The sequence below is a fragment of the Flavobacterium adhaerens genome, assembly GCF_040045115.1.
Taxonomy (GTDB): Bacteria; Bacteroidota; Bacteroidia; order Flavobacteriales; family Flavobacteriaceae; genus Flavobacterium; species Flavobacterium adhaerens.
This window is the reverse complement of record NZ_JBDLZX010000008.1, coordinates 62,486-83,878: the sequence shown is the minus strand read 5'-3', so window position 1 is coordinate 83,878 and position 21,393 is coordinate 62,486. Positions and strand designations below refer to the sequence as shown.

The following is a 21,393-nucleotide window of genomic DNA, read 5'->3' as shown; positions in this document are numbered from 1 at the left end:
GTTAAAAATTCAATTTAATCGAAAATTCACTGCAGATAACTCCTATTTGTGGCATAGTTGTTGTTTACTCAACAATACGAACAAATAATTTAAAAAATCATGAAAACTACAATACAATTAGCCGTAATAATCACAAGCTTTTTCGCTTTTCAAATGAATGCTCAAAACAGAACAACTGTAAGCGCAATAAATGCTGATATTAGTGATAATCTCGATTTAACAGCAGTTTCATCAATATTTGGTGAATCTCAAGACTTAAACGACTTCGAAAGAAGATTAAACGATCCTAAAATTCAAATCTCAAATTTAGATTTAAATAATGACAATCAAGTAGATTATTTAAGAGTAATTGAATCAGTAGAAAACAACACACATGTAATTTTAATCCAATCTATTCTTGGACGAGATTTGTATCAGGATGTAGCCACAATAGAAATCGAAAAAGACAGGCAAAACAATGTTACGGTTCAAATTGTTGGAAACACATTTTTGTTTGGGTTAAATTATATCTACGAACCAGTTTATAGTTATACTCCAAGAGTGTATGCTAATTTCTGGACTAGTTATTATCGACCATATTACTCAACTTGGACATGGAACTACTATCCTTCATTTTATGTAGCATGGAATCCTTATCCTGTTTACAGATACAGACAAAATGTGTATGGATGTATAAATTATCGTAATACCTACAATTATGTAAATTACAGAAGATGCTACCGTGCACCAGCAATTTACACATCATACAGCTGCAATAGTTACGAAAGAAGATATCCTCAAAATGCATTTACTAGAAGAAACAGTAATTATACCAATCGTTATGATTTAAACCAAAAAAGATACAGCCATAGCAACAACTACAAAGGTAAAATAGCACGTTCTAACAACAACAGTAGAGATATTATTAACTACAACAACACAAGAAGAGATTACAATAACAACACTAATAGTTCAAGAAATTACAACCAAAATAGCGTTAATACATCAAGAGAAAACAATTCAAGAATTATAGCTTATCAAAACAATAATCAAAACAGAGTAAGCGATTCTAAAGGATTTAATTCTCCAAAAACAGAATCAAATAGAGAGTACAATCAAACCAGAGAAAACAACTCAAGAAACAGAAATTATCAAAGAGAATATTCTCAAAACACGAACAATAATACTAGAGAAAACAATACTCAAAAAGCACAACGTCAGAAAGAATATTCACCAAATACCTCTTACAATTCCAGAGAAAACAGTTTTCAACGAACTCAAAATCAAAGAGATTATTCACAAAACAGAAATCAAAGTTCAAGAGAAAACAACTCACAAAGTTCTGAACGCCAAAACAATAACAACCGTAGAATTTAATTAGACTCATAAGACAAAGAGACTTAAACCTAACAGATTAAGTCTCTTTTATTATTTTACAAAATATGTCCATTTTTTTTATCTAAAAACAGTAAATTTGACGAGTTTATATAAAAAAAAATAAATGAGCGCAACGCACAAAGACCTCCATAGTAAATTAACTTTAGGCGGTTTATTAATTTCTTTGGGAATTATTTATGGTGACATTGGCACTTCCCCATTATACGTAATGAAAGCCATACTTGGCGAATATATCATTAATGCTGATATTGTTTTAGGAGGAGTGTCTTGTGTATTTTGGACACTTACCTTGCAAACCACACTCAAATATGTTTTAATCACATTGAGCGCTGATAATCACGGCGAAGGTGGTATTTTTGCTTTATATGCATTAGTCAAAAAAACAAAAATAAAATGGCTCATAGTTCCCGCCATTATTGGAGGAAGCGCCTTGCTTGCAGACGGAATTATAACCCCTCCAATCTCAGTATCTTCTGCTGTAGAAGGAATGAGAGGTTATTTTCCTCACATCAATACTGTACCAATTGTTATTGGTATTTTAGTAGTTTTATTTACCATCCAACAATTTGGAACCAAACTAGTCGGTAAATTTTTTGCTCCAATGATGCTGATATGGTTTTTAATGCTTGCCATTGTGGGGGTTAATCAAATTTCCTTACATCCAGAAGTTTTCAAAGCTATTAATCCATATTATGCTTTCCACTTATTAAGCATACATCCAGAAGGCTTTTTTGCATTAGGTTTTGTGTTTCTGTGTACCACTGGAGCAGAAGCCCTTTATTCAGACATGGGGCATTGTGGAAGAAAAAACATTAGAATTAGTTGGATTTTTGTAAAATCAGCATTGGTATTAAATTATTTTGGTCAAGCAGCGTATTTAATACATCACGAAGGAGTTACATTACAATCTTTAGGAGGTAATTTTGCCAATCCATTCTATTTAATAATGCCGTTATGGTTCAAACCTTTTGGAATTGTTATTGCAACAATGGCTGCTGTAATTGCATCCCAAGCACTTATTTCAGGTTCATTTACACTAATCAATGAGGCAATGAGATTAAGTTTTTGGCCTAAAGTAAGAATAAAATACCCAACCGAATTAAAAGGGCAATTATACATTCCTTCTATCAATTGGCTACTACTTTTAGGTTGTATCGGAATCGTATTGCATTTCGAGGAATCTAGTAATATGGAACACGCCTATGGTTTAGCGATAATTTTATGTATGATAATGACTACAATATTGCTAAACTATTATTTGATAATGAAACGTGTAAAATGGTATTTTTTTGTACCATTGATTACTATTTATCTTTCAATCGAATTTAGTTTTCTAGCTGCAAATGTTACAAAATTTACCGATGGAGGTTATGTTACTCTTTTTATAGCAATACTTCTTATTGGTGTAATGACAATTTGGTATAGAGCCAAACAAATTAACAAAAGCTATACCAACGTTGTAAAAATTGACGATTACAAAAAGGTATTAAGCGAATTAAGTGCAGATTTATCAATCCCAAAATACGCTACCCATTTAGTGTATATGACAAATGCTAACCGATCTGACGAGATCGAAGAAAAAGTAATGTTTTCTATTTTACAGAAAAGACCAAAAAGAGCCGATATTTATTGGTTTGTCCATGTAAATATTTTATCTGAGCCATATAAAACAGAATATAAAGTAAAAGAAATACTCAAAGACGATTTATATCGAGTTGATTTCAATTTAGGTTTTAGAGAACCAACCAAAATCAACCTAATGTTTAGAGAAGTTATCAAAGACATGGTAAAAAATGGTGAAGTAGATATCACTAGTAGATACGAATCCTTAAACAAGAACAACATTATCGGAGATTTCAAATTCGTTTTATCCGAAAAATTCTTATCTAATGATAGTGACTTGTTGTGGCATGAGAAATTAATTATGAATTCCTATTTCTTCATCAAGAAATTAAGTTTATCCGAAGAAAGTGCTTTTGGTTTAGACAGTAGCTCTGTAAAAATTGAAAAATTTCCGATGGTTCTTCATCCACCAGAAAATATTGAACTGACAAGAGTCTTTGTTAAAAACGAAAAATAATTTCAAAAAACACTGTTTTCACACAGTGTTTTTTTTTGATATTAATATAACTCATAAATTTTAACCAATAAATAGTACCTTTGCAATTCAATTATTCAAAATGAGATTACATAGAAATTTAGTTTATACTACTATTGATGCCCTTAATGCAATTTTTAACGAAGGTGAATATGCTGATAAAGTTGTAGCAAGATCTTTAAAAAAAGACAAACGCTGGGGAAGTTCTGATAGAAAATTTGTTGCAGAAACCATCTACGAAATAGTACGATGGAAAAGATTATATTCTGAAATTGCCGAAGTAAAAGAACCCTATGACAGAGACAATCTTTGGAGAATGTTTGCAGTGTGGGCTGTACTAAGAGGCTATCCTATTCCAGACTGGAGACAACTAGAAGGTACGCCAGAAAGAAAAATAAAAGGTCGTTTTGATGAACTTTCCAAAACTAGAGCGCTAAGAGAATCTATCCCTGATTGGATGGACGATTTAGGCACAAAAGAACTAGGAGAAAAAGTTTGGACCAAAGAAATTGCAGCTCAAAACCAACAAGCTAAAGTAATTTTAAGAGTCAACACTCTTAAAACAACTAAAGAAAATTTGAGAGCTATTTTGATGGATTTAAACATTGAAACTGAATTCTTAAAAGACCAACCAGAAGCTTTGGTTTTAAAAGAAAGAGCAAATGTTTTCTTGACAGACGCATTCAAACAAGGACTTTTCGAAGTTCAAGACGCAAGTTCCCAACTAGTGGCACATTTTCTTGATGTAAAACCCGGAATGAGAGTGGTTGATACTTGTGCGGGTGCGGGTGGAAAAACGTTACACATTGCTTCTTTGATGGAAAACAAAGGACAATTAATAGCAATGGACCTATACGAAAGTAAGCTAAAACAATTAAAGCTTAGAGCAAAAAGAAATAGTGCTTTCAATATAGAATACCGCATTATCGATTCGACCAAGGTTATCAAAAAACTTCATGAAAAAGCAGATCGTGTTTTAATTGACGCCCCTTGTAGTGGTTTGGGAGTTCTAAAAAGAAACCCAGATTCTAAATGGAAATTAAAACCCGAATTCATTGACAACATCCGAAAAGTACAATCTGAAGTATTAGAAAGCTATTCGAAAATTGTAAAACCAGGAGGGAAATTAGTATATGCTACTTGTTCTGTATTACCTTCCGAAAATCAAGAACAAATTGACCGTTTTCTTAAAACAGACATAGGAAAACAATTTAATTTTATTAAAGATCAAAAAATTTTAGCATCCGAATCAGGTTTTGACGGATTCTATATGGCTTTGTTAGAACGCAAAGCCTAATCTTCAAAAATTCAAACAAAAAACTCCAGTTTTAATTAAACTGGAGTTTTTTTATATAAAACATCATTTAATGAAATTAGTCTTTAATCATTCATAGATATTAAAAACTCTTCATTTGTTTTGGTTTGTTTAAAACGATCATTTATCAAAGTCATCGCTTCAACTGGATTCATATCTGAAAGCATTTTTCTCATAATCCACATTCGTTGCAATGTTTTTTGATCTAATAATAAATCATCTCGTCTTGTACTTGATGAAGTCAAATCAATAGCTGGGAAAATACGTTTATTAGCAATCTTACGATCCAATTGCAATTCCATATTACCAGTTCCTTTAAATTCTTCGAAGATAACTTCATCCATTTTAGAACCAGTTTCAGTCAATGCTGTTGCAATAATACTCAACGATCCTCCATTCTCAACATTACGGGCAGCACCAAAGAAACGTTTTGGTTTTTGCAAAGCATTAGCATCAACACCTCCACTCAATACTTTTCCTGAAGCAGGTTGTACCGTGTTATAAGCTCTGGCCAAACGTGTGATGGAATCTAACAAAATCACTACATCATGACCACACTCTACCAAACGCTTTGCCTTTTCAAGAACAATATTTGCAATTTTAACATGCTCTTGAGGTTCTCTATCAAAAGTTGAAGCAATAACTTCACCACGAACACTACGTTGCATATCGGTAACCTCCTCAGGACGTTCGTCTATCAATAAAACAATTAGATATATTTCGGGATGATTGGCTGCGATTGCATTTGCAATCTCTTTCAACAGCATGGTTTTACCTGTTTTTGGCTGTGCTACAATCATACCACGTTGTCCTTTTCCAATAGGAGAAAACAAATCGATAATGCGTGTAGAAATTGTATTTTGTTTTTCGTCTAATTTAAATTTTTCTGAGGGAAAAACTGGAGTTAAATGTTCAAAAGAAACTCTATCGCGAACAACTTGTGGGTCGTGTCCGTTAATTTTTAAAACTCGAACAAGTGGAAAAAACTTCTCCCCTTCTTTTGGCGGGCGCACTACACCTTTTACAGTATCACCCGTTTTTAATCCAAATAATCGAACTTGTGAAGTTGACAAATAAATGTCATCTGGTGATGCTAAATAATTATAATCAGATGAACGTAAAAAACCATATCCGTCTGGCATCATTTCAAGAACACCTTCACTTTCTATAATACCATCAAATTCAAAATCGGCATCTTTAAAATTGTTTTTCTTGTTTTTAAAATTTTGATTTTGATTCCCATTTTGATTGGTATTCTGATTTTGATTACCGTTTTGATTCGAATTCCCGTTTTGATTCGGGTTGTTCTTATTTTGGTTTTGTCCCTTTTTATTAGTGTGATTTGCTTCGTCAGTTCGCTTACGTTCTTGTTGATTTGTTTTTGGCTCAGGAACAGTATTTTCTATTTTCTCGGTTGAGGGTTCTGAAATAACTTCTGTAGTTACCACTTCATTAGAAGCTGCTTCTTTCAAAGCTTCTTTTTCTCGTTGTAAGGCAACCTTTTTTTCATAGGCCGATTTATTAAACTTTACAACTTTTTCTTCCTTCTCTGCAGTATTTCCATTCCCTTTTACAACTTTAGTAGTTGACTGATTTTTCGTGCCTTTTTTTTCTAAAACTACCGCTTCGACATTGTCATTATTATCCTCCTTTTCGATTACAACAGGAGCTTCATTTGTAGAACTTGCAACTTTCTTTTCTGCAACAATACGAGTTCTTTTTGGCTTTTCTTCGACTACTTTATCAACTGATTCTTGCGATTCACTAGCGGCTTGATGTTCCAAAATGAGATTAATGAGAGTATCTTTTTTTACACCATTAAATTTAATAGTCTTAGCTTTTTTAGCTATTTCTTGAAGCTCAGCCAGCTTCAATTCTTTTAATACAGAAATATCAAACATGTAATGTTTTATTGTTTAATTAATTTGGGAATAATTTGAAAGAATTCTTAGGTAGTATCTTTTTTTTAATGAGCCGCAGTATGAAGTGCTTACGGTAAATGTTATGCAATAATACAAATAAATTTTATCATACAATAGTATTTATTAAAAAGAAAATATATTTTTGTACAACAATACTAAGACATGATACAAAGAATTCAAACTATATATTTATTACTTACCTTCTTGTTAGTAGGTATTTTGCCATTTGTTTTCCCACTTTGGACATTAGCAGACGGTAAGAGTTATTTTTTCATGCAAAACCAATTGTATGCTATATTGTTTGGTTTAAGTACTGCAATAAGTATTTACAGCATAATTTCATTCAAAAAAAGACAAACTCAATTTGTTGCTAACAGATTGAATATCATATTAAATTTGATTTTAATAGGATTATTTGTTTATCATTCACTAAATTTATCTGGAGGAACAGCAACTGTTTCTGAGAAAGGTATTGGGATGTTCTTACCAATCTTAGCCATTGTTTTTTTAGTTTTAGCTAACAAAGCAATTAAGAAGGATGAAGATCTTGTAAAATCTGTGGATCGATTGAGATAAACTTATAAAATTTAATTTATTAAATGTGCGAAGAAACCCCGAATGTAACAATTCGGGTTTTTTTTATATTTTTTTCAGACTCAAATTTATATCTAAAAATTAACTAGTTAGATATCTTTTTTTTTATAAATTTGAATCAAGTTATCAATAAATATGACAAAGAATATTAGAATTCATCTTGCAGATGATCATCAAATTATTATTCACGGAATTCAAACTCTTCTCAATACTGTCCCAAATTTTCAAGTTGTTGGTTTTTCTCTTAACGGAACAACAGTTTATCAAGACATAATCAACAACAAGGCTGATGTGCTTGTTTTAGATATCAGTATGCCCGAAAAAGATGGGATCGAGGTTGTAAAAGAATTTGCCGAGAAGGGGTTTCCTTGCAAAGTAATTATTCTTTCAAGTTATGATGATTTGAAATTGATAAAAGAAATCATGGACTTAGGGGTAACAGGATATCTAACCAAGCAATGTGCTGGTGACAGTATCATAGAAGCCGTTCAAGCGGTAGCCAATGGCGAAGAATATTTTTGCGAAACCATTAGAGAAAAAATATTTAGTAATGTTACCAAAAACAATCCAAAACTCAATATTTACAAACCAAATGTTAATCCACTTTTAACTGAAAGAGAAATAGAAATCATCATTTTAATAGCTCTCGAATACAGTGGCAAAGAAATAAGCGAGCAACTCTTTATCAGTACCAATACTGTAGAAACGCATCGAAAAAATATCATGAAAAAGCTAAAAGCCAAAAACACTATTGGCATCGTTAAGTACGCAATGAACAATCACTTAATCATCTCTTAACGCAACATTTTAGTAAATACAACTACCTCTCAATTTATTTATCGTTTCAACAAAAATTATGTTTAAAATAAGGTTTCGAATAATTTTTATTTTTTTATTTCTAAGCCTTTTTGGTCTTAATCTCTTTGCACAAAACAAAACACTTACCAATTCCGAGATAACAGAGATTCTAGCTGATGCTCGAACCAACAGATCCAATAGCGATTACGAAAACTCTTTATTAAAATGTAGAGTAGCACTTGAATATGCTATAAAAAACAAAAACAATAATTTAATTGCACAAACTTATTTAATAATTGCATCCAATTTTGATGAACTTTCGGAGCCCACTAAGGCTTTACATTACTACAATCTCGGCTTACATTACGCCAATAAAACAAACGACTTTAAACTAAAAAACCAATTCTACAACAACTTAGGAAATATCTATTGTTTTGACAAAAAAAATTATGATCTCGGAATCTTTTTTTACAAAAAATCATTGCATCAAAATCAAAAAATTCTAAATAAAAAACAGGTATTTCTAACTAAATTAAACATTACCTGGGCCTATTTTGATATAAAAAAATTCCAAGAAGGCTTACCTTATCTAGAATACATCAACAAATACCAACCTATTTTTGGTAATAAATCTACAATTGTAGCTTTAAACATGCTTAATGGTATGTATTATAGTAATAAAAATAAAATAGAAAAAGCTGATACCTTTTTTAAAAAAGCAATAGAATTAGGCTCTATAGGTGATGAAAAATCAGATTTAGCCTTTTCATACCTTGAATATTCACTCTTTCTAAACAAAATTAACCAACCTCAAAAAGCATATGAAAACCTTAGTTTGTATATCAAAATTAACGAAGAACTCAATCTCCAAGAAAAATTAAGCAAAGCCAATGCAATTGGTACAAATCTAGAAATCGATCATTATAAAAGAGAAATCGACAAAATCGAAACTAACTACAAAAGCAACCAAAACAAACTAAAAGAAGAACAATCCAAAAACAGAAAAATTGTTACAGTTGTTCTTTTTGTATTGGTATCAATCATTCTTTTTGGTTATTATTTCTTTCAAAATATACATCTTAAACAAAAAAACAAACTCAAAGACATACAAAGTAAAATTCAAGAAAATATTATCAATGCAACCATAGACGGTCAAGAATTAGAGCGCAAAAAAATCTCAACTTTTTTACACGATAATATTAGTTCATTACTCTCATCGGCTGGTTTGCACCTAAACGTTTTTACAGCACAACAAAAACAACAACCCGAAGAAATTAGCAAAACCAAACAAATCCTAGAAGAAGCACACAAACAAATTCGAAATTTATCGCACGAATTAATGCCTTCGTTACTAGTGCGATTTGGACTTTTATTTGCCTTAGAAGACTTATGCGAAAAAACCTCGAACTCAAGAATCAAAATTGTTTTAAGCACTTCTATCAAAATTAGAAAAAGATACAATGAAGATTTCGAAATGAAATTATATTTCATAATTACCGAATTAATCAACAATATCATAAAACACAGCAACGCTTCAAATGCCGTCATCAATATCGAAGAAGCAAACTCATACCTAATCATCTATGTAAAAGATGACGGAAATGGTTTTAACAGCAATCGACTAGAACTAACCGAAGGTTTTGGAATCAATCAAATCAAATCCCGAATCAACAAAATGAAAGGAGAATTTTCTATAAAATCAGCTCCAAACAAAGGAACTTCTATTAATATAAAAGTCCCAATTATTCAGCACGAAAACTAATTTTTCTTATCCATTTCGATAATTTCTAAATCCTTAATTGCCTCGCCATCTATCACAAAACGAAGCATTGTTCTCACTTGATGAAAACCACTTTTCCCAGCTGCACCAGGATTCATATGTAGCAAATTATGCTTCTTATCAAAAACAACTTTTAAAATATGTGAATGTCCACAAATAAATAATTTAGGCGGATTAATCGCAATTTCGGCTTTAATATTCGGATTATATTTCCCAGGATAACCACCAATGTGAGTAATCCAAACATCAACTCCTTCACAAAAAAAACGGTTATGCAAAGGAAATTCTACTCTAGCTTTAGCATCATCAATATTCCCATACACACCACGCAAAGGTTTCAACTTTTTTATAGTATCCGTAACAACCAAATCACCAATGTCGCCAGCATGCCAAACTTCATCAGCCTGACCTACATATTTCAAAATTGTATCATCAATATGACTATGCGTATCCGAAAGGAGGAGAATTTTTTTCATTTTTTTTCAGGAGCTAATCCTGCTATCCGCTTGTATCTTTTTATTTTTAAAGAAAAAATAAAAAGGATACCGCTTCTATCAGGGCTAGGGTTTTTCGGTAAAATTAAAGATTCTTGCTTCAAATAAAAAATATGTTTTTTTTTTAAAACAAAACAGATTGCACTTTCTCCAAAAAATTAATAAGTATCTTTGCCTTTTAAAATAAATCTGATTTCGTTCAGAATAACCTGAAATCAAAAAACAAAATCAAAATTGAGATATTTTATAAAATTAGCTTACAACGGCACTCCATATAACGGTTGGCAAATCCAGCCTAATGCACCATCTGTTCAAGAAACATTAAACAAAGCATTTTCTATCATCCTCAACTCTGAAATTAATTTAATGGGAGCTGGAAGAACCGACACTGGTGTTCATGCCAAAGAAATGTATGCTCATTTTGATTTCGAATCTGATTTAGATATTCCTGTTTTAATTCATAAACTCAACTCTTTTTTACCAAAAGACATTGTCATTTATAGTATCATTCCCGTAGCCGATGATGCTCACTCTCGTTTTGATGCAACCAAAAGAACCTACGAATATCACATCAATACTTTCAAAGATCCATTTCTACAAGAACAGAGTTGGTATTTTCATCAAAAACTAGACATCGATTTAATGAACGAAGCGTCCAAAATACTTTTGCAACACACCAACTTTCAGTGTTTTTCTAAAGTAAATACAGACGTAAACACTTTTGATTGTATTATATTTGAAGCGTACTGGACCCAAAACGAATCTAAACAAAACAACAAATTAGTCTTCACCATTTCAGCCAATCGCTTTTTAAGAAATATGGTTCGATCTATTGTTGGAACTTTAATTAACATTGGCTTACGCAAAATCACCTTGACTGATTTTGAAACGATTATAAAAAGTAAAAACAGAGAAAAAGCAGGATTTTCAGTTCCAGCACACGGATTGTATTTAACCAAAATCGAATACAATTATTTAACATAGCGACATTAGAACACCAAATCTTTACGAAATTAAAATTTTAAATTTGCACAAAAAATCAAGACATTGATCCAAAATATATATGGAAGCAAAAGCATTTGACACCCGATTATTTAAAAGAATTTTAAAATACACAAAACCCTATCAATGGCGTTTTAATGGTGTTGTTATTTTTGCAATTTCCCTTTCTATTTTCGCTGCAATTCGCCCCTATTTATTAAAACAAACAGTAGATAGTTATATACAACCTAAAGACCAAAATGGTTTATTAATCTACATTACATTAATGGGAATTGTTCTTTTGCTCGAAGTTTTAGCACAATTTTTCTTTGTGTATTGGGCAAACTGGCTAGGACAAGATATTGTAAAAGATATTCGTGTCAAATTATTCAAACACCTAATGAGTTTTAGAATGAAATATTTCGACCTTGTCCCAGTAGGTCAATTGGTAACTCGTTCCGTGTCCGATATAGAAGCCATCGCACGTATTTTCAGCCAAGGGTTATTTATGATTATCAGTGATATGATGAAAATGCTGGTAGTACTTATTTTTATGTTTTACATGAACTGGAAACTAACATGGATTGTAATTGTGGCTATGCCAATTTTGGTCTATATCACACGTATTTTTCAGAAAAAAATGCAAGTAGCTTTCGAAGAAGTTCGAACACAAATTGCCAATATGAATTCCTTTGTACAAGAAAGAGTAACTGGAATGAAAATAGTGCAATTATTTCATCGCGAAGATATTGAAGCAGAAAAATTCAAATCCATCAATGATAAACACAAAAAAGCTTGGATCAAAACCATTTTATACAACTCCATTTTTTTTCCAATTGCGGACATCATTTCTTCTTTAACATTAGGATTTATTGTACTTTACGGAGGATTTCATATTTTAGATGGAGACAAATTCACCACTTTTGGAGATCTATTTTCTTACACAATGTTTATCGGAATGTTGTTTAATCCTTTGCGACAAATTGCCGATAAATTCAACGAGATGCAATTAGGAATGATAGCAGCAAATCGTGTATTTGACATTTTAGATACTCAAGACCAGATACAAGACACTGGAACAATTGAAGCTCCTTTATTTGACGGAGCCATACGTTTTGAAGACATTCGATTTGGCTATATCCCAAATGAAGAAGTAATTAAAGGAATAAATCTAGAAGTAAAGGCAGGGCAAACTATCGCTATTGTAGGCTCTACAGGTGCAGGAAAATCAACCATTATCAATCTATTAAATCGCTTTTATGAAATTAATAGTGGTTCTATATACATCGACAATCACAATATCGAGAATTACACTTTAAGTTCTTTACGAAAACAAATTGCTGTTGTATTACAAGATGTTTTTCTTTTTGCTGACACCATTTACAACAACATCACACTCAATAATCCAGAAATCACAAGAGAACAAGTAATAGAAGCAGCCAAAAAAATTGGAGTCCATGATTTTATCATGAGTTTGCCCGATAATTATGATTTTGATGTAAAAGAAAGAGGAGTTATGCTTTCGTCAGGTCAACGTCAACTCATTGCTTTTTTGAGAGCCTATGTAAGTAACCCAAGTATTCTTATTCTAGACGAAGCTACCTCATCTATAGATACCTATTCTGAAGAATTAATACAACGTGCAACCGAAACTATCACGAAAGGCAGAACCTCTATTGTAATCGCCCACCGCTTGGCAACCATCGTAACAGCAGATCAAATTGTAGTTATGGATAAAGGCCATATTGTAGAACAAGGTAGTCATCAGGAATTACTAAATCAAGAAAAAGGATATTACAAAAATTTGTATGATTCGCAATTTAACACCTCAAATTCAAACACTATTTTATAACAAAATAGCCAAAAACTTTGTTTCTGTTAAATTTCTCAATAAACAAATAAATCATTAAATTCGCAATCGCTATTTATCATTAAACAACCATTAAAATGAAATATGTTTTTCATGTCACATTTTAATTCTGATAAAAAAAACACAAAACAATGGCACGAGCATTAGCGACTGCATTTCACCAATAATAAAACAAATAAAAAATTTGAAATGACACGAGGCCTAGCCGACTGTATTTTGTACAAATAACAAATAAACAAGCACAAAATGAAATACGATGTTATAGTTTTAGGAAGTGGACCTGGAGGATATGTTACAGCAATTAGAGCCTCTCAATTAGGATTCAAAGTAGCTGTTGTAGAAAAAGAAAACCTTGGGGGGGTATGTTTAAATTGGGGATGTATTCCAACCAAAGCATTACTAAAATCAGCACAAGTTTTTGACTATTTAAAACACGCTTCAGATTACGGACTTACTGTAAAAGAATTTGACAAAGATTTCTCAGCTGTTGTAGGCAGAAGTAGAGGTGTTGCTGAAGGAATGAGCAAAGGAGTTCAATTCTTGATGAAAAAAAATAAAATTGACGTTATCGAAGGTTTTGGAAAATTAAAACCTGGGAAAAAACTTGATGTAACTGATAAAGACGGAAAAGTTACTGAATTCAGTGCTGATCACATAATTATTGCTACTGGTGCTCGTTCTCGTGAGTTGCCAAACTTACCACAAGATGGTGTAAAAGTAATTGGATACCGCCAAGCAATGACATTACCAACACAACCAAAATCGATGATTATTGTAGGTTCTGGAGCTATTGGAGTTGAATTTGCTCACTTCTACAACTCAATGGGAACTGATGTAACCATCGTAGAATTCATGCCAAATGTTGTTCCTGTAGAAGACGAAGATATCTCAAAACAATTCGAACGTTCTTTAAAAAAATCAGGAATCAAAGTTATGACAAGCTCTTCTGTAGAGCGCATCGATACTGCTGGAGCTGGTGTAAAAGCCTTCGTTAAAACTGCAAAAGGCGAAGAAGTTCTTGAAGCTGATATTTTATTATCTGCTGTAGGAATCAAAACTAATATTGAAAACATCGGTTTAGAAGAAGTTGGAATCGCTGTAGATCGAGACAAAATCTTAGTAAATGCATACAACGCAACCAATATCCCAGGATACTATGCAATTGGAGATGTGACGCCAGGACAAGCTTTGGCACACGTAGCTTCTGCAGAAGGAATCAATTGTGTTGAAAAAATTGCAGGTTTACACGTAGAACCAATTGACTACGGAAACGTTCCTGGTTGTACATATGCAACCCCAGAAATCGCTTCTGTTGGTTTGACAGAAAAAGCAGCTAAAGAAAAAGGATACGAATTAAAAATCGGTAAATTCCCATTCTCAGCTTCAGGAAAAGCAAAAGCAGCTGGAAATGCTGACGGATTTGTAAAAGTAATTTTCGATGCTAAATACGGAGAATGGCTAGGATGCCACATGATTGGTGCTGGTGTTACTGATATGATTGCCGAAGCCGTAGTAGCTCGTAAACTAGAAACTACTGGTCACGAAATCCTAAAAGCCATTCACCCTCACCCAACTATGAGTGAAGCAGTTATGGAAGCTGTAGCTGATGCTTATGGAGAAGTAATTCATTTGTAATCACAAAGAACTATACACTAAGAAACCCGATTTGAAAATTCAAATCGGGTTTTCTTTTATATAAAATTCTATAAATTTTATAGGATTAACAGAAGTTTTGCTTTGAAAACATAAATTTTAACGCTATATTTACTCAACTTAAAACACGATACAATGACACATAATAACATTTTAGAAACTATTGGAAACACTCCCCACGTTAAAATCAACAAATTATACGGTTCAAATACTAATGTTTGGATTAAACTAGAGAAAACCAATCCAGGAGCCAGTATCAAAGACAGAATTGCACTTTCGATGGTAGAAGATGCTGAAAGAAAAGGTATTCTAGAAAAAGGTAGCACCATCATAGAAGCTACATCTGGAAATACAGGAATAGGATTAGCAATGGTAGCGGCTGTAAAAGGTTACCGTTTAATTTTGGTAATGCCAGAATCAATGTCAATTGAAAGACGCAGACTAATGAGCATTTATGGGGCAGAATTTGTACTAACTCCTCGCGAAAAAGGGATGAATGGTGCTTTAGAAAAAGCTCAAGAATTACTATCAGAAATAGCAAGTTCATGGTCTCCACTTCAATTTGAAAATCAATCTAATATAGATATTCATAAAAAAACAACAGCGCAAGAAATTATTAATGCTTTCCCTGACGGTTTAGATTATTTAATAACTGGAGTAGGAACTGGTGGTCATATCACGGGTTGTGCCGAAGTCTTAAAACAACATTTTCCTAATATAAAAGTCTTTGCTGTAGAACCAGAATTATCACCTGTAATAAGCGGAGGAACACACTCCCCTCACCCAATTCAAGGGATTGGTGCGGGTTTTATCCCAACCAATTTACATACAGACGCTCTAGATGGCGCAATTACTGTTAGCAAAGATGAAGCATTCGAATATGCACAAAGAGCAGCTAAAGAAGAAGGAATTTTACTAGGAATTTCATCTGGTGCCTCATTAGCAGCAGTTGCCAAAAAACTAAAAGAAATCCCAGCTGGATCCAAAGTTCTTACATTTTGTTATGACACTGGAGAACGCTATTTAAGTATCGAAGGTTTATTTGAATAAAAAAATAAACAAACCGATTTGTAAATACAAGTCGGTTTGTTCTTTTAAAATCCTACTATAAATTATAAGCAAAATCATTTTTAATTTCTTCCAATACAAAAGAACTCTGTACGTTCGAAATTCCTTTAATAACCGATAATTTTTCAATTACAAATTTTTGATATTCATTCATATCATTAACAATAACTTTCAATAAAAAATCATAATTACCAGAAACATGAAAACAGCCATTCACTTCTGGCAAAATCGAAATTTGCTGTTTAAATTCGTCTATTAATTCTCTCGAATGCACCGCCAAAGTAACTTGGCAATATACACTTATCGATTTCCCAATTTTTGTAGCATCCAATAGAGCTACATAGCCTTTTATGTAGTTCTTTTGCTCGAGCTTTTTTATTCTTTCGAAAGTTGGAGAGACAGACAATCCCACTTTTTCAGCAATCTCTTTGGTGTTTAGCTTTGCGTCACGTTGCAAAAGCATCAAAATTTTTCTATCAATAGCATCCATTCTTCAGAATAATTATATGGTTCTAAAAATTTAAATTCATCAAACGATATTTAAATTCTAAATAGTATAACAAATTTAGAATTATATTTTGATTTTATACATAGATAAAGATTATACAATCATTAAAAGTAATTTTACAGTAAAATGAATATTATGAGAGCCATTACAAAATCATTGACCGAATTCGACAATCAAAAGCTGATCGAATTAGAAAAATATTTAGAGAATGCTAGGGATAATTTTCTGGGATATCCCGTATCCAAAGATTTTGATTATTCTGAAATTGATACTTTCCTAAAATTCCCAATCAACAACTTAGGTGATCCTTTTGAAGATTGCACATATAAAGTACAAACACATGAATTAGAAAGAGAAGTTGTAAGTTTTTTTGCGAAATTATTCCGAGCCAATCCAAAAGATTATTGGGGTTATGTTACCAATGGTGGGTCTGAAAGCAATTTATACGGACTCTACCTTGCCCGTGAATTATATCCAAAAGCCATGGTCTATTATTCAGAATCTACCCATTATAGTGTCCGAAAAAACATTCATCTGCTAAACATTCCAAGCATCGTTATTCGTTCACAAGAAAATGGCGAAATCGATTATGCTGATTTTGAAAATACCTTAAAAATGAACCGACATAAACCAGCCATAGTGCTAACAACTTTTGGAACTACCATGAAAGAAGCAAAAGATGATGTTTCAAAAATAAAAGAGATCATAAAAAATTTAGCCATACAAGACAGTTATATCCATTGTGACGCAGCATTATCGGGCAGTTATGGCGCTTTTATAGAACCTCAATTGCCATTTGATTTCAAGGATGGTGCCGATAGCATTTCTATCAGTGGACACAAATTTATAGGATCTCCAATTCCATCTGGTGTCATTATCACCAAACGATCCAACCGAGATAGAATCTCAAAAGGCATCTCCTATATTGGCTCTTTCGATACCACAATAACCGGTTCAAGAAACGGCCATTGCCCTTTATTTTTATGGTATGCCTTGAAAAAAATGGGTACTGAAGGCTTAAAAGAACGATATCTACAAAGTCTTGAAACAGCAGAATACTGTGAAAAAAGGCTAAAAGAAATTGGAATTCCTGCATGGCGAAACCCAAATGCCATTACTGTTGTCTTCCCAAAATTACACTCCTCAATTAAATCTAAATGGCAATTAGCAACAGAAGGAGATGTATCACATCTTATCTGCATGCCAAATGTTACGAAAAAACAAATAGATTTATTTATCAATGATATTGAAAACTGTATTGAAAATCTAGAAGAACAGGAAGAATTTCTTTTTTAAACAGAAATTCAATTTAATTCTATAAAGCAAATTAGTCTTATTTTTGATACTCTATATCAAAACGACATTATACGCTAGCATGTTTGGAAAAAAGAAAAATTTAGATTGGGCTTATTTAGCTAAATACGAAAATGAAAATAATCAAATCATTAATCGTTCCAAGAATGAAAAAAAAATTGTGTTTTTTGGAGACTCTATTATAGCAGGCTGGGAAACCCATAATTTACTTTTTTTCAAAGACAAAAAACTTATAAACAGAGGTATAAACGGGCAAACTACCTCACAAATGCTAATTCGTTTTAGACCTGATGTAATCGAATTGAATCCCGAAGCTGTAATTATTTTGGCTGGAACAAACGACATCGCTGGAAATACAGGACATACAACACTCGAAACGATTCTTGGTAATCTAATTTCGATGTGCGAATTAGCCAAAGTAAACAACATAAAACCTATTTTATCCTCTATCCTACCTGCTTCAGACTATCCTTGGCAAAAAGGCTTAAATCCTGCAGAAAAAATCGAAAAATTAAATGGGATGATCCTGCAATATGCAAATGTTAATGATATTCTATATGTAGATTATTATTCAGTAATGGTTAATCGGCAAAAAGGATTACAATCAATCTATTCAGAAGATGGAGTACATCCCAACAAAAATGGCTATCACATCATGACTTCAATACTTCAATCTACTCTAAAGTTGTAGCATACCACAATCTACTTATATCCTTCAAAACCCTTTCCTCTAGCTAATTCTTTCGGAAATCGTTGCTGTTTTTTCTAAAAAACACCTTACTTTTATGCCTTTATAAAAAACAATTCAATTTCATAATCATGACCAAAGATTTGATTGTCCAAAACATCAATGCTCTAAAAAGTGATTTCAAAATAAATTACAGCATAAAAACCAAAACTGAAGCATTTACCGAAAAGTTATTTTACACTCTTTTCGACTCGAATGCGCCTTTAGACCAAAGCATTGATGAATTAGAAAAACAATTCAAAGAAATTGCTTCTATTGCTTGCAAAAAAACGCATCATTCATGCGAAAGTGCATGGGATAAATTTTTAGAAAAACTACCAAGTGTTTTAGAAAATCTAAATCAGGATGCAAATTATATCTTAGAAAATGATCCCGCATCCAATGGAATTGAAGAAATTTACCTAGCCTACCCAGGTTTTTATGCCATTGCCATTTATAGGTTAAGTCATGAATTATACCTGTTAGATTTATTACTTTTTTCAAGATTAATGAGTGAATATGCCCACCGTATTACTGGTACCGATATTCATGCTGGAGCCACAATAGCATCACCTTTCTTTATCGATCACGCAACTGGTATCGTAATTGGTGAAACAACTATAATCGAAAAAAATGTAAAAATATACCAAGGAGTTACTTTGGGAGCTCTGAGCGTTAGTAAAGAAATGAAAAATGCCAAAAGACACCCTACTGTTGAAAAAAATGTATGTATTTATGCCAATGCAACTATTTTGGGGGGTAACACTGTGATAGGCAAAAACAGTATCGTAGGTGGAAATTCATGGGTAACCAAATCAATTCCTCATGATTCTATAGTTCTAAACACCACCACAACTGAAGTCAAAATAAAAGAAAGAAAATAACATGAACACCTATAAATTAACCGAATTAATCGGGAATACTCCACTTGTTGAAACAGTAAATTTAGTTGCAAACAAAAATGTAAAATTGCTATTAAAACTAGAAGGAAACAACCCTGGAGGAAGTGTAAAAGACCGTGCCGCGTACAACATGATTGCCTCAGCTGTAGAAAGAGGGGACATAAAAAAAGGGGACAAACTAATTGAAGCCACTAGCGGCAACACAGGAATTGCCTTGGCCATGATTGCTCAGCTATTCAACATCGAAATCGAATTGGTACTCCCAGAAGATTCTACAATAGAACGCACGCAAACCATGCAGGCTTATGGAGCAACGGTAATTCAAACACCTGCAAGTGAAGGAATAATTGGTTCTAGAGATTATGCTGATAAAAAAGTAGCCGAAGGTGGCTATGTAATGCTTAATCAATTTGCAAATGATGATAACTGGAAAGCACACTACAAAACGACTGGACCTGAGATTTGGAACGACACCGATGGAACCGTTACGCATTTTGTTTCGGCTATGGGAACAACAGGAACTATCATCGGAACTTCTACCTATTTGAAAGAAAAAAATCCAAACATCCAAATCATTGGGGCTCAACCAAGTGATGGTTCACAAATTCCAGGAATTAGAAAATGGCCACAAGAATATTTACCTAAAATTTTTGATGCTTCAAAAGTAGATGTTACTATAGATGTTAGCGAAGCCGAAGCTCGTGAAATGACCAAAAGGCTAGCAAAAGAAGAAGGAATTTTTGCTGGAATGAGTAGTGGTGGCTCTGTTGCGGTTGCTGTAAAAATTGCCAACCAACTAGAATCTGGAATTGTGGTTGCTGTTATCTGTGACCGTGGTGATCGTTACTTATCATCAGACTTATTTGAATAGAAAAAAAACATATACAAGAGCTCAAAACTTAGAAATAAAAATAAAAAATGAATTACCGTAAATTAGGAAAAACAAATTTTAATATATCAGAAATAGCTCTTGGTACTTGGCAAGTTGGCGGAAAATGGGGGTCTCCATTTAATGATAAAACTGCCGATGAATTAATCAATACCGCCATAGACAATGGTGTTAATTTTATCGATACTGCCGATGTTTATGAAAACGGATTAAGCGAAACCGCAGTTGGTAGAGTAGTTCGTTCTCGATCAGAACGTGTATATGTTGCTACAAAATGCGGAAGACACATCAACCCACACGTTAATGAAGGGTATCAACCTAAAGTCCTTCAAAAATATGTTGAAGACAGTTTAAAAAGAATGGGATTAGAAACCATTGATCTTATTCAATTGCACTGTCCCCCTACTCAAGTTTTCTATCGACCAGAAATTTTCGAATTGTTTGATCGACTTAAAGATCAAGGCAAAATTTTGAATTTAGGCGTGAGTGTTGAAAAAGTGGAAGAAGCCTTAAAAGCCATCGAATATTCGAATGTAACTACCGTACAAATCATTTTTAATCTTTTCCGCCAGCGTCCGACTGAATTATTTTTTAAAGAAGCCCAAAAAAAAGATATAGGAATAATTGCTAGAGTACCACTTGCAAGTGGTTTATTAACTGGAAAATTTGATTCGAAAACAATTTTCGGAGCAGATGATCATCGTAATTTTAACCGAGAAGGAGCTGCTTTTGACAAAGGTGAAACCTTTTCTGGGATTGATTACGAATTAGGATTGCAAGCTGTTGACGCACTAAAAGCGCTTTTCCCAGAAGTTACAAATTTAGCTCCAATTGCTTTACAATGGATTTTGAGTTTTAACGAAGTGAGCTGCATTATTCCAGGAGCTTCCAAAGAAAGTCATGTGTTATCGAATTTATCTGTTTATGATTTACCTGAATTATCTCCAGAAAAAATCAAAAAAATGAATGCAATTTACGAGCAATATATTAAAGCTCAAGCACATCAACTTTGGTAATTTCAGTAAATATCGTAACAAATTAAACCTAACAAACCTAGCAGATTTAAAAAACTGTTAGGTTTCTTTTTTTAAGTTTGTTTCTTT

General features: G+C 32.7%; 18 protein-coding genes. 15 read left to right on the top strand and 3 right to left on the bottom strand.

Annotated features, from left to right (window positions below):
• Positions 1-99: 99 nt before the first annotated feature.
• The 3 genes from ABEB18_RS12325 (at position 100) to ABEB18_RS12315 (ending at position 4,772) form a co-directional block, all read left to right on the top strand.
• A complete protein-coding gene (locus ABEB18_RS12325) occupies positions 100-1,356 on the top strand; it encodes a hypothetical protein (RefSeq protein WP_348799608.1) in 1,257 nt (418 codons plus the stop codon).
• Positions 1,357-1,480: 124 nt separating this feature from the next.
• Entirely contained in the window at positions 1,481-3,457 is a 1,977-nt protein-coding gene (locus tag ABEB18_RS12320; protein WP_348799607.1) for a KUP/HAK/KT family potassium transporter, read from the top strand.
• Positions 3,458-3,557: 100 nt separating this feature from the next.
• Positions 3,558-4,772 carry an RsmB/NOP family class I SAM-dependent RNA methyltransferase gene (locus ABEB18_RS12315; RefSeq protein ID WP_348799606.1) on the top strand — a complete coding sequence of 405 codons (1,215 nt, stop codon included), beginning with the start codon at positions 3,558-3,560 and terminating at the stop codon, positions 4,770-4,772.
• Positions 4,773-4,855: 83 nt separating this feature from the next.
• On the opposite strand, the gene rho is transcribed toward ABEB18_RS12315, so the two are convergent.
• Entirely contained in the window at positions 4,856-6,691 is a 1,836-nt protein-coding gene (rho, locus tag ABEB18_RS12310) for a transcription termination factor Rho (RefSeq protein WP_348799605.1), read from the bottom strand.
• Positions 6,692-6,874: 183 nt separating this feature from the next.
• Here rho and ABEB18_RS12305 point away from each other — a divergent pair, with 183 nt between their 5' ends.
• The 3 genes from ABEB18_RS12305 to ABEB18_RS12295 all read left to right on the top strand — a co-directional run bounded on the left by ABEB18_RS12305 (position 6,875) and on the right by ABEB18_RS12295 (position 9,866).
• Positions 6,875-7,288, top strand: coding sequence for a DUF4293 domain-containing protein (locus ABEB18_RS12305; RefSeq protein WP_348799604.1), 414 nt, complete (start codon positions 6,875-6,877; stop codon positions 7,286-7,288).
• A 153-nt stretch (positions 7,289-7,441) separates the two neighbouring features.
• The gene (locus ABEB18_RS12300; RefSeq protein ID WP_348799603.1) at positions 7,442-8,104 is read left to right on the top strand and encodes a response regulator transcription factor; all 663 of its coding nucleotides are present in this window, start codon (positions 7,442-7,444) and stop codon (positions 8,102-8,104) included.
• 58 nt (positions 8,105-8,162) lie between these two features.
• Positions 8,163-9,866 (top strand): tetratricopeptide repeat-containing sensor histidine kinase, encoded by a 1,704-nt coding sequence (locus tag ABEB18_RS12295; protein WP_348799602.1) that lies wholly within the window; start codon positions 8,163-8,165, stop codon positions 9,864-9,866.
• On the opposite strand, the gene ABEB18_RS12290 is transcribed toward ABEB18_RS12295, so the two are convergent.
• The gene (locus ABEB18_RS12290; RefSeq protein ID WP_348799601.1) at positions 9,863-10,360 is read right to left on the bottom strand and encodes a metallophosphoesterase family protein; all 498 of its coding nucleotides are present in this window, start codon (positions 10,358-10,360) and stop codon (positions 9,863-9,865) included. The two genes, ABEB18_RS12295 and ABEB18_RS12290, sit on opposite strands and share 4 nt — an antisense overlap.
• Before the next feature lie 252 nt (positions 10,361-10,612).
• On the opposite strand from ABEB18_RS12290, the gene truA reads away from it, so the two are divergent.
• The 4 genes from truA to cysK all read left to right on the top strand — a co-directional run bounded on the left by truA (position 10,613) and on the right by cysK (position 15,932).
• Entirely contained in the window at positions 10,613-11,362 is a 750-nt protein-coding gene (truA, locus tag ABEB18_RS12285; protein ID WP_348799600.1) for a tRNA pseudouridine(38-40) synthase TruA, read from the top strand.
• Positions 11,363-11,441: 79 nt separating this feature from the next.
• On the top strand, positions 11,442-13,211 hold the full coding sequence (locus ABEB18_RS12280) for an ABC transporter ATP-binding protein (protein WP_348799599.1): 1,770 nt from the start codon (positions 11,442-11,444) through the stop codon (positions 13,209-13,211).
• Between the two features lie 264 nt (positions 13,212-13,475).
• Positions 13,476-14,864, top strand: coding sequence for a dihydrolipoyl dehydrogenase (gene lpdA, locus ABEB18_RS12275; RefSeq protein WP_348799598.1), 1,389 nt, complete (start codon positions 13,476-13,478; stop codon positions 14,862-14,864).
• A 153-nt stretch (positions 14,865-15,017) separates the two neighbouring features.
• Positions 15,018-15,932, top strand: a complete 915-nt coding sequence (gene cysK / locus ABEB18_RS12270; RefSeq protein ID WP_348799597.1) for a cysteine synthase A — start codon at positions 15,018-15,020, stop codon at positions 15,930-15,932.
• Between the two features lie 55 nt (positions 15,933-15,987).
• On the opposite strand, the gene ABEB18_RS12265 is transcribed toward cysK, so the two are convergent.
• Positions 15,988-16,440, bottom strand: a complete 453-nt coding sequence (locus ABEB18_RS12265; protein WP_348799596.1) for an Lrp/AsnC family transcriptional regulator — start codon at positions 16,438-16,440, stop codon at positions 15,988-15,990.
• 153 nt (positions 16,441-16,593) lie between these two features.
• On the opposite strand from ABEB18_RS12265, the gene ABEB18_RS12260 reads away from it, so the two are divergent.
• The 5 genes from ABEB18_RS12260 (at position 16,594) to ABEB18_RS12240 (ending at position 21,306) form a co-directional block, all read left to right on the top strand.
• Entirely contained in the window at positions 16,594-17,754 is a 1,161-nt protein-coding gene (locus tag ABEB18_RS12260; RefSeq protein ID WP_348799595.1) for a histidine decarboxylase, read from the top strand.
• Between the two features lie 43 nt (positions 17,755-17,797).
• Complete coding sequence (locus ABEB18_RS12255) at positions 17,798-18,463, top strand: GDSL-type esterase/lipase family protein (protein ID WP_348799594.1); 666 nt, start codon at positions 17,798-17,800, stop codon at positions 18,461-18,463.
• A gap of 128 nt (positions 18,464-18,591) precedes the next feature.
• The gene (gene epsC / locus ABEB18_RS12250; protein WP_348799593.1) at positions 18,592-19,383 is read left to right on the top strand and encodes a serine O-acetyltransferase EpsC; all 792 of its coding nucleotides are present in this window, start codon (positions 18,592-18,594) and stop codon (positions 19,381-19,383) included.
• 1 nt (position 19,384) lies between these two features.
• On the top strand, positions 19,385-20,272 hold the full coding sequence (gene cysM / locus ABEB18_RS12245) for a cysteine synthase CysM (RefSeq protein ID WP_348799592.1): 888 nt from the start codon (positions 19,385-19,387) through the stop codon (positions 20,270-20,272).
• A 47-nt stretch (positions 20,273-20,319) separates the two neighbouring features.
• A complete protein-coding gene (locus tag ABEB18_RS12240; protein ID WP_348799591.1) occupies positions 20,320-21,306 on the top strand; it encodes an aldo/keto reductase in 987 nt (328 codons plus the stop codon).
• The last annotated feature ends 87 nt before the right edge of the window (positions 21,307-21,393 follow it).

Coding starts and splice junctions, on each gene's coding strand:
- lpdA (WP_348799598.1), top strand. CDS start 13,476: ATGAAATACGATGTTATAGTTTTAGGAAGTGGACCTGGAGGATATGTT.
- ABEB18_RS12265 (WP_348799596.1), bottom strand. CDS start 16,440: ATGGATGCTATTGATAGAAAAATTTTGATGCTTTTGCAACGTGACGCA.
- ABEB18_RS12300 (WP_348799603.1), top strand. CDS start 7,442: ATGACAAAGAATATTAGAATTCATCTTGCAGATGATCATCAAATTATT.
- epsC (WP_348799593.1), top strand. CDS start 18,592: ATGACCAAAGATTTGATTGTCCAAAACATCAATGCTCTAAAAAGTGAT.
- ABEB18_RS12240 (WP_348799591.1), top strand. CDS start 20,320: ATGAATTACCGTAAATTAGGAAAAACAAATTTTAATATATCAGAAATA.
- cysK (WP_348799597.1), top strand. CDS start 15,018: ATGACACATAATAACATTTTAGAAACTATTGGAAACACTCCCCACGTT.
- ABEB18_RS12290 (WP_348799601.1), bottom strand. CDS start 10,360: ATGAAAAAAATTCTCCTCCTTTCGGATACGCATAGTCATATTGATGAT.
- ABEB18_RS12305 (WP_348799604.1), top strand. CDS start 6,875: ATGATACAAAGAATTCAAACTATATATTTATTACTTACCTTCTTGTTA.
- ABEB18_RS12260 (WP_348799595.1), top strand. CDS start 16,594: ATGAGAGCCATTACAAAATCATTGACCGAATTCGACAATCAAAAGCTG.
- ABEB18_RS12320 (WP_348799607.1), top strand. CDS start 1,481: ATGAGCGCAACGCACAAAGACCTCCATAGTAAATTAACTTTAGGCGGT.
- ABEB18_RS12325 (WP_348799608.1), top strand. CDS start 100: ATGAAAACTACAATACAATTAGCCGTAATAATCACAAGCTTTTTCGCT.
- ABEB18_RS12295 (WP_348799602.1), top strand. CDS start 8,163: ATGTTTAAAATAAGGTTTCGAATAATTTTTATTTTTTTATTTCTAAGC.
- ABEB18_RS12315 (WP_348799606.1), top strand. CDS start 3,558: ATGAGATTACATAGAAATTTAGTTTATACTACTATTGATGCCCTTAAT.
- cysM (WP_348799592.1), top strand. CDS start 19,385: ATGAACACCTATAAATTAACCGAATTAATCGGGAATACTCCACTTGTT.
- rho (WP_348799605.1), bottom strand. CDS start 6,691: ATGTTTGATATTTCTGTATTAAAAGAATTGAAGCTGGCTGAGCTTCAA.
- ABEB18_RS12280 (WP_348799599.1), top strand. CDS start 11,442: ATGGAAGCAAAAGCATTTGACACCCGATTATTTAAAAGAATTTTAAAA.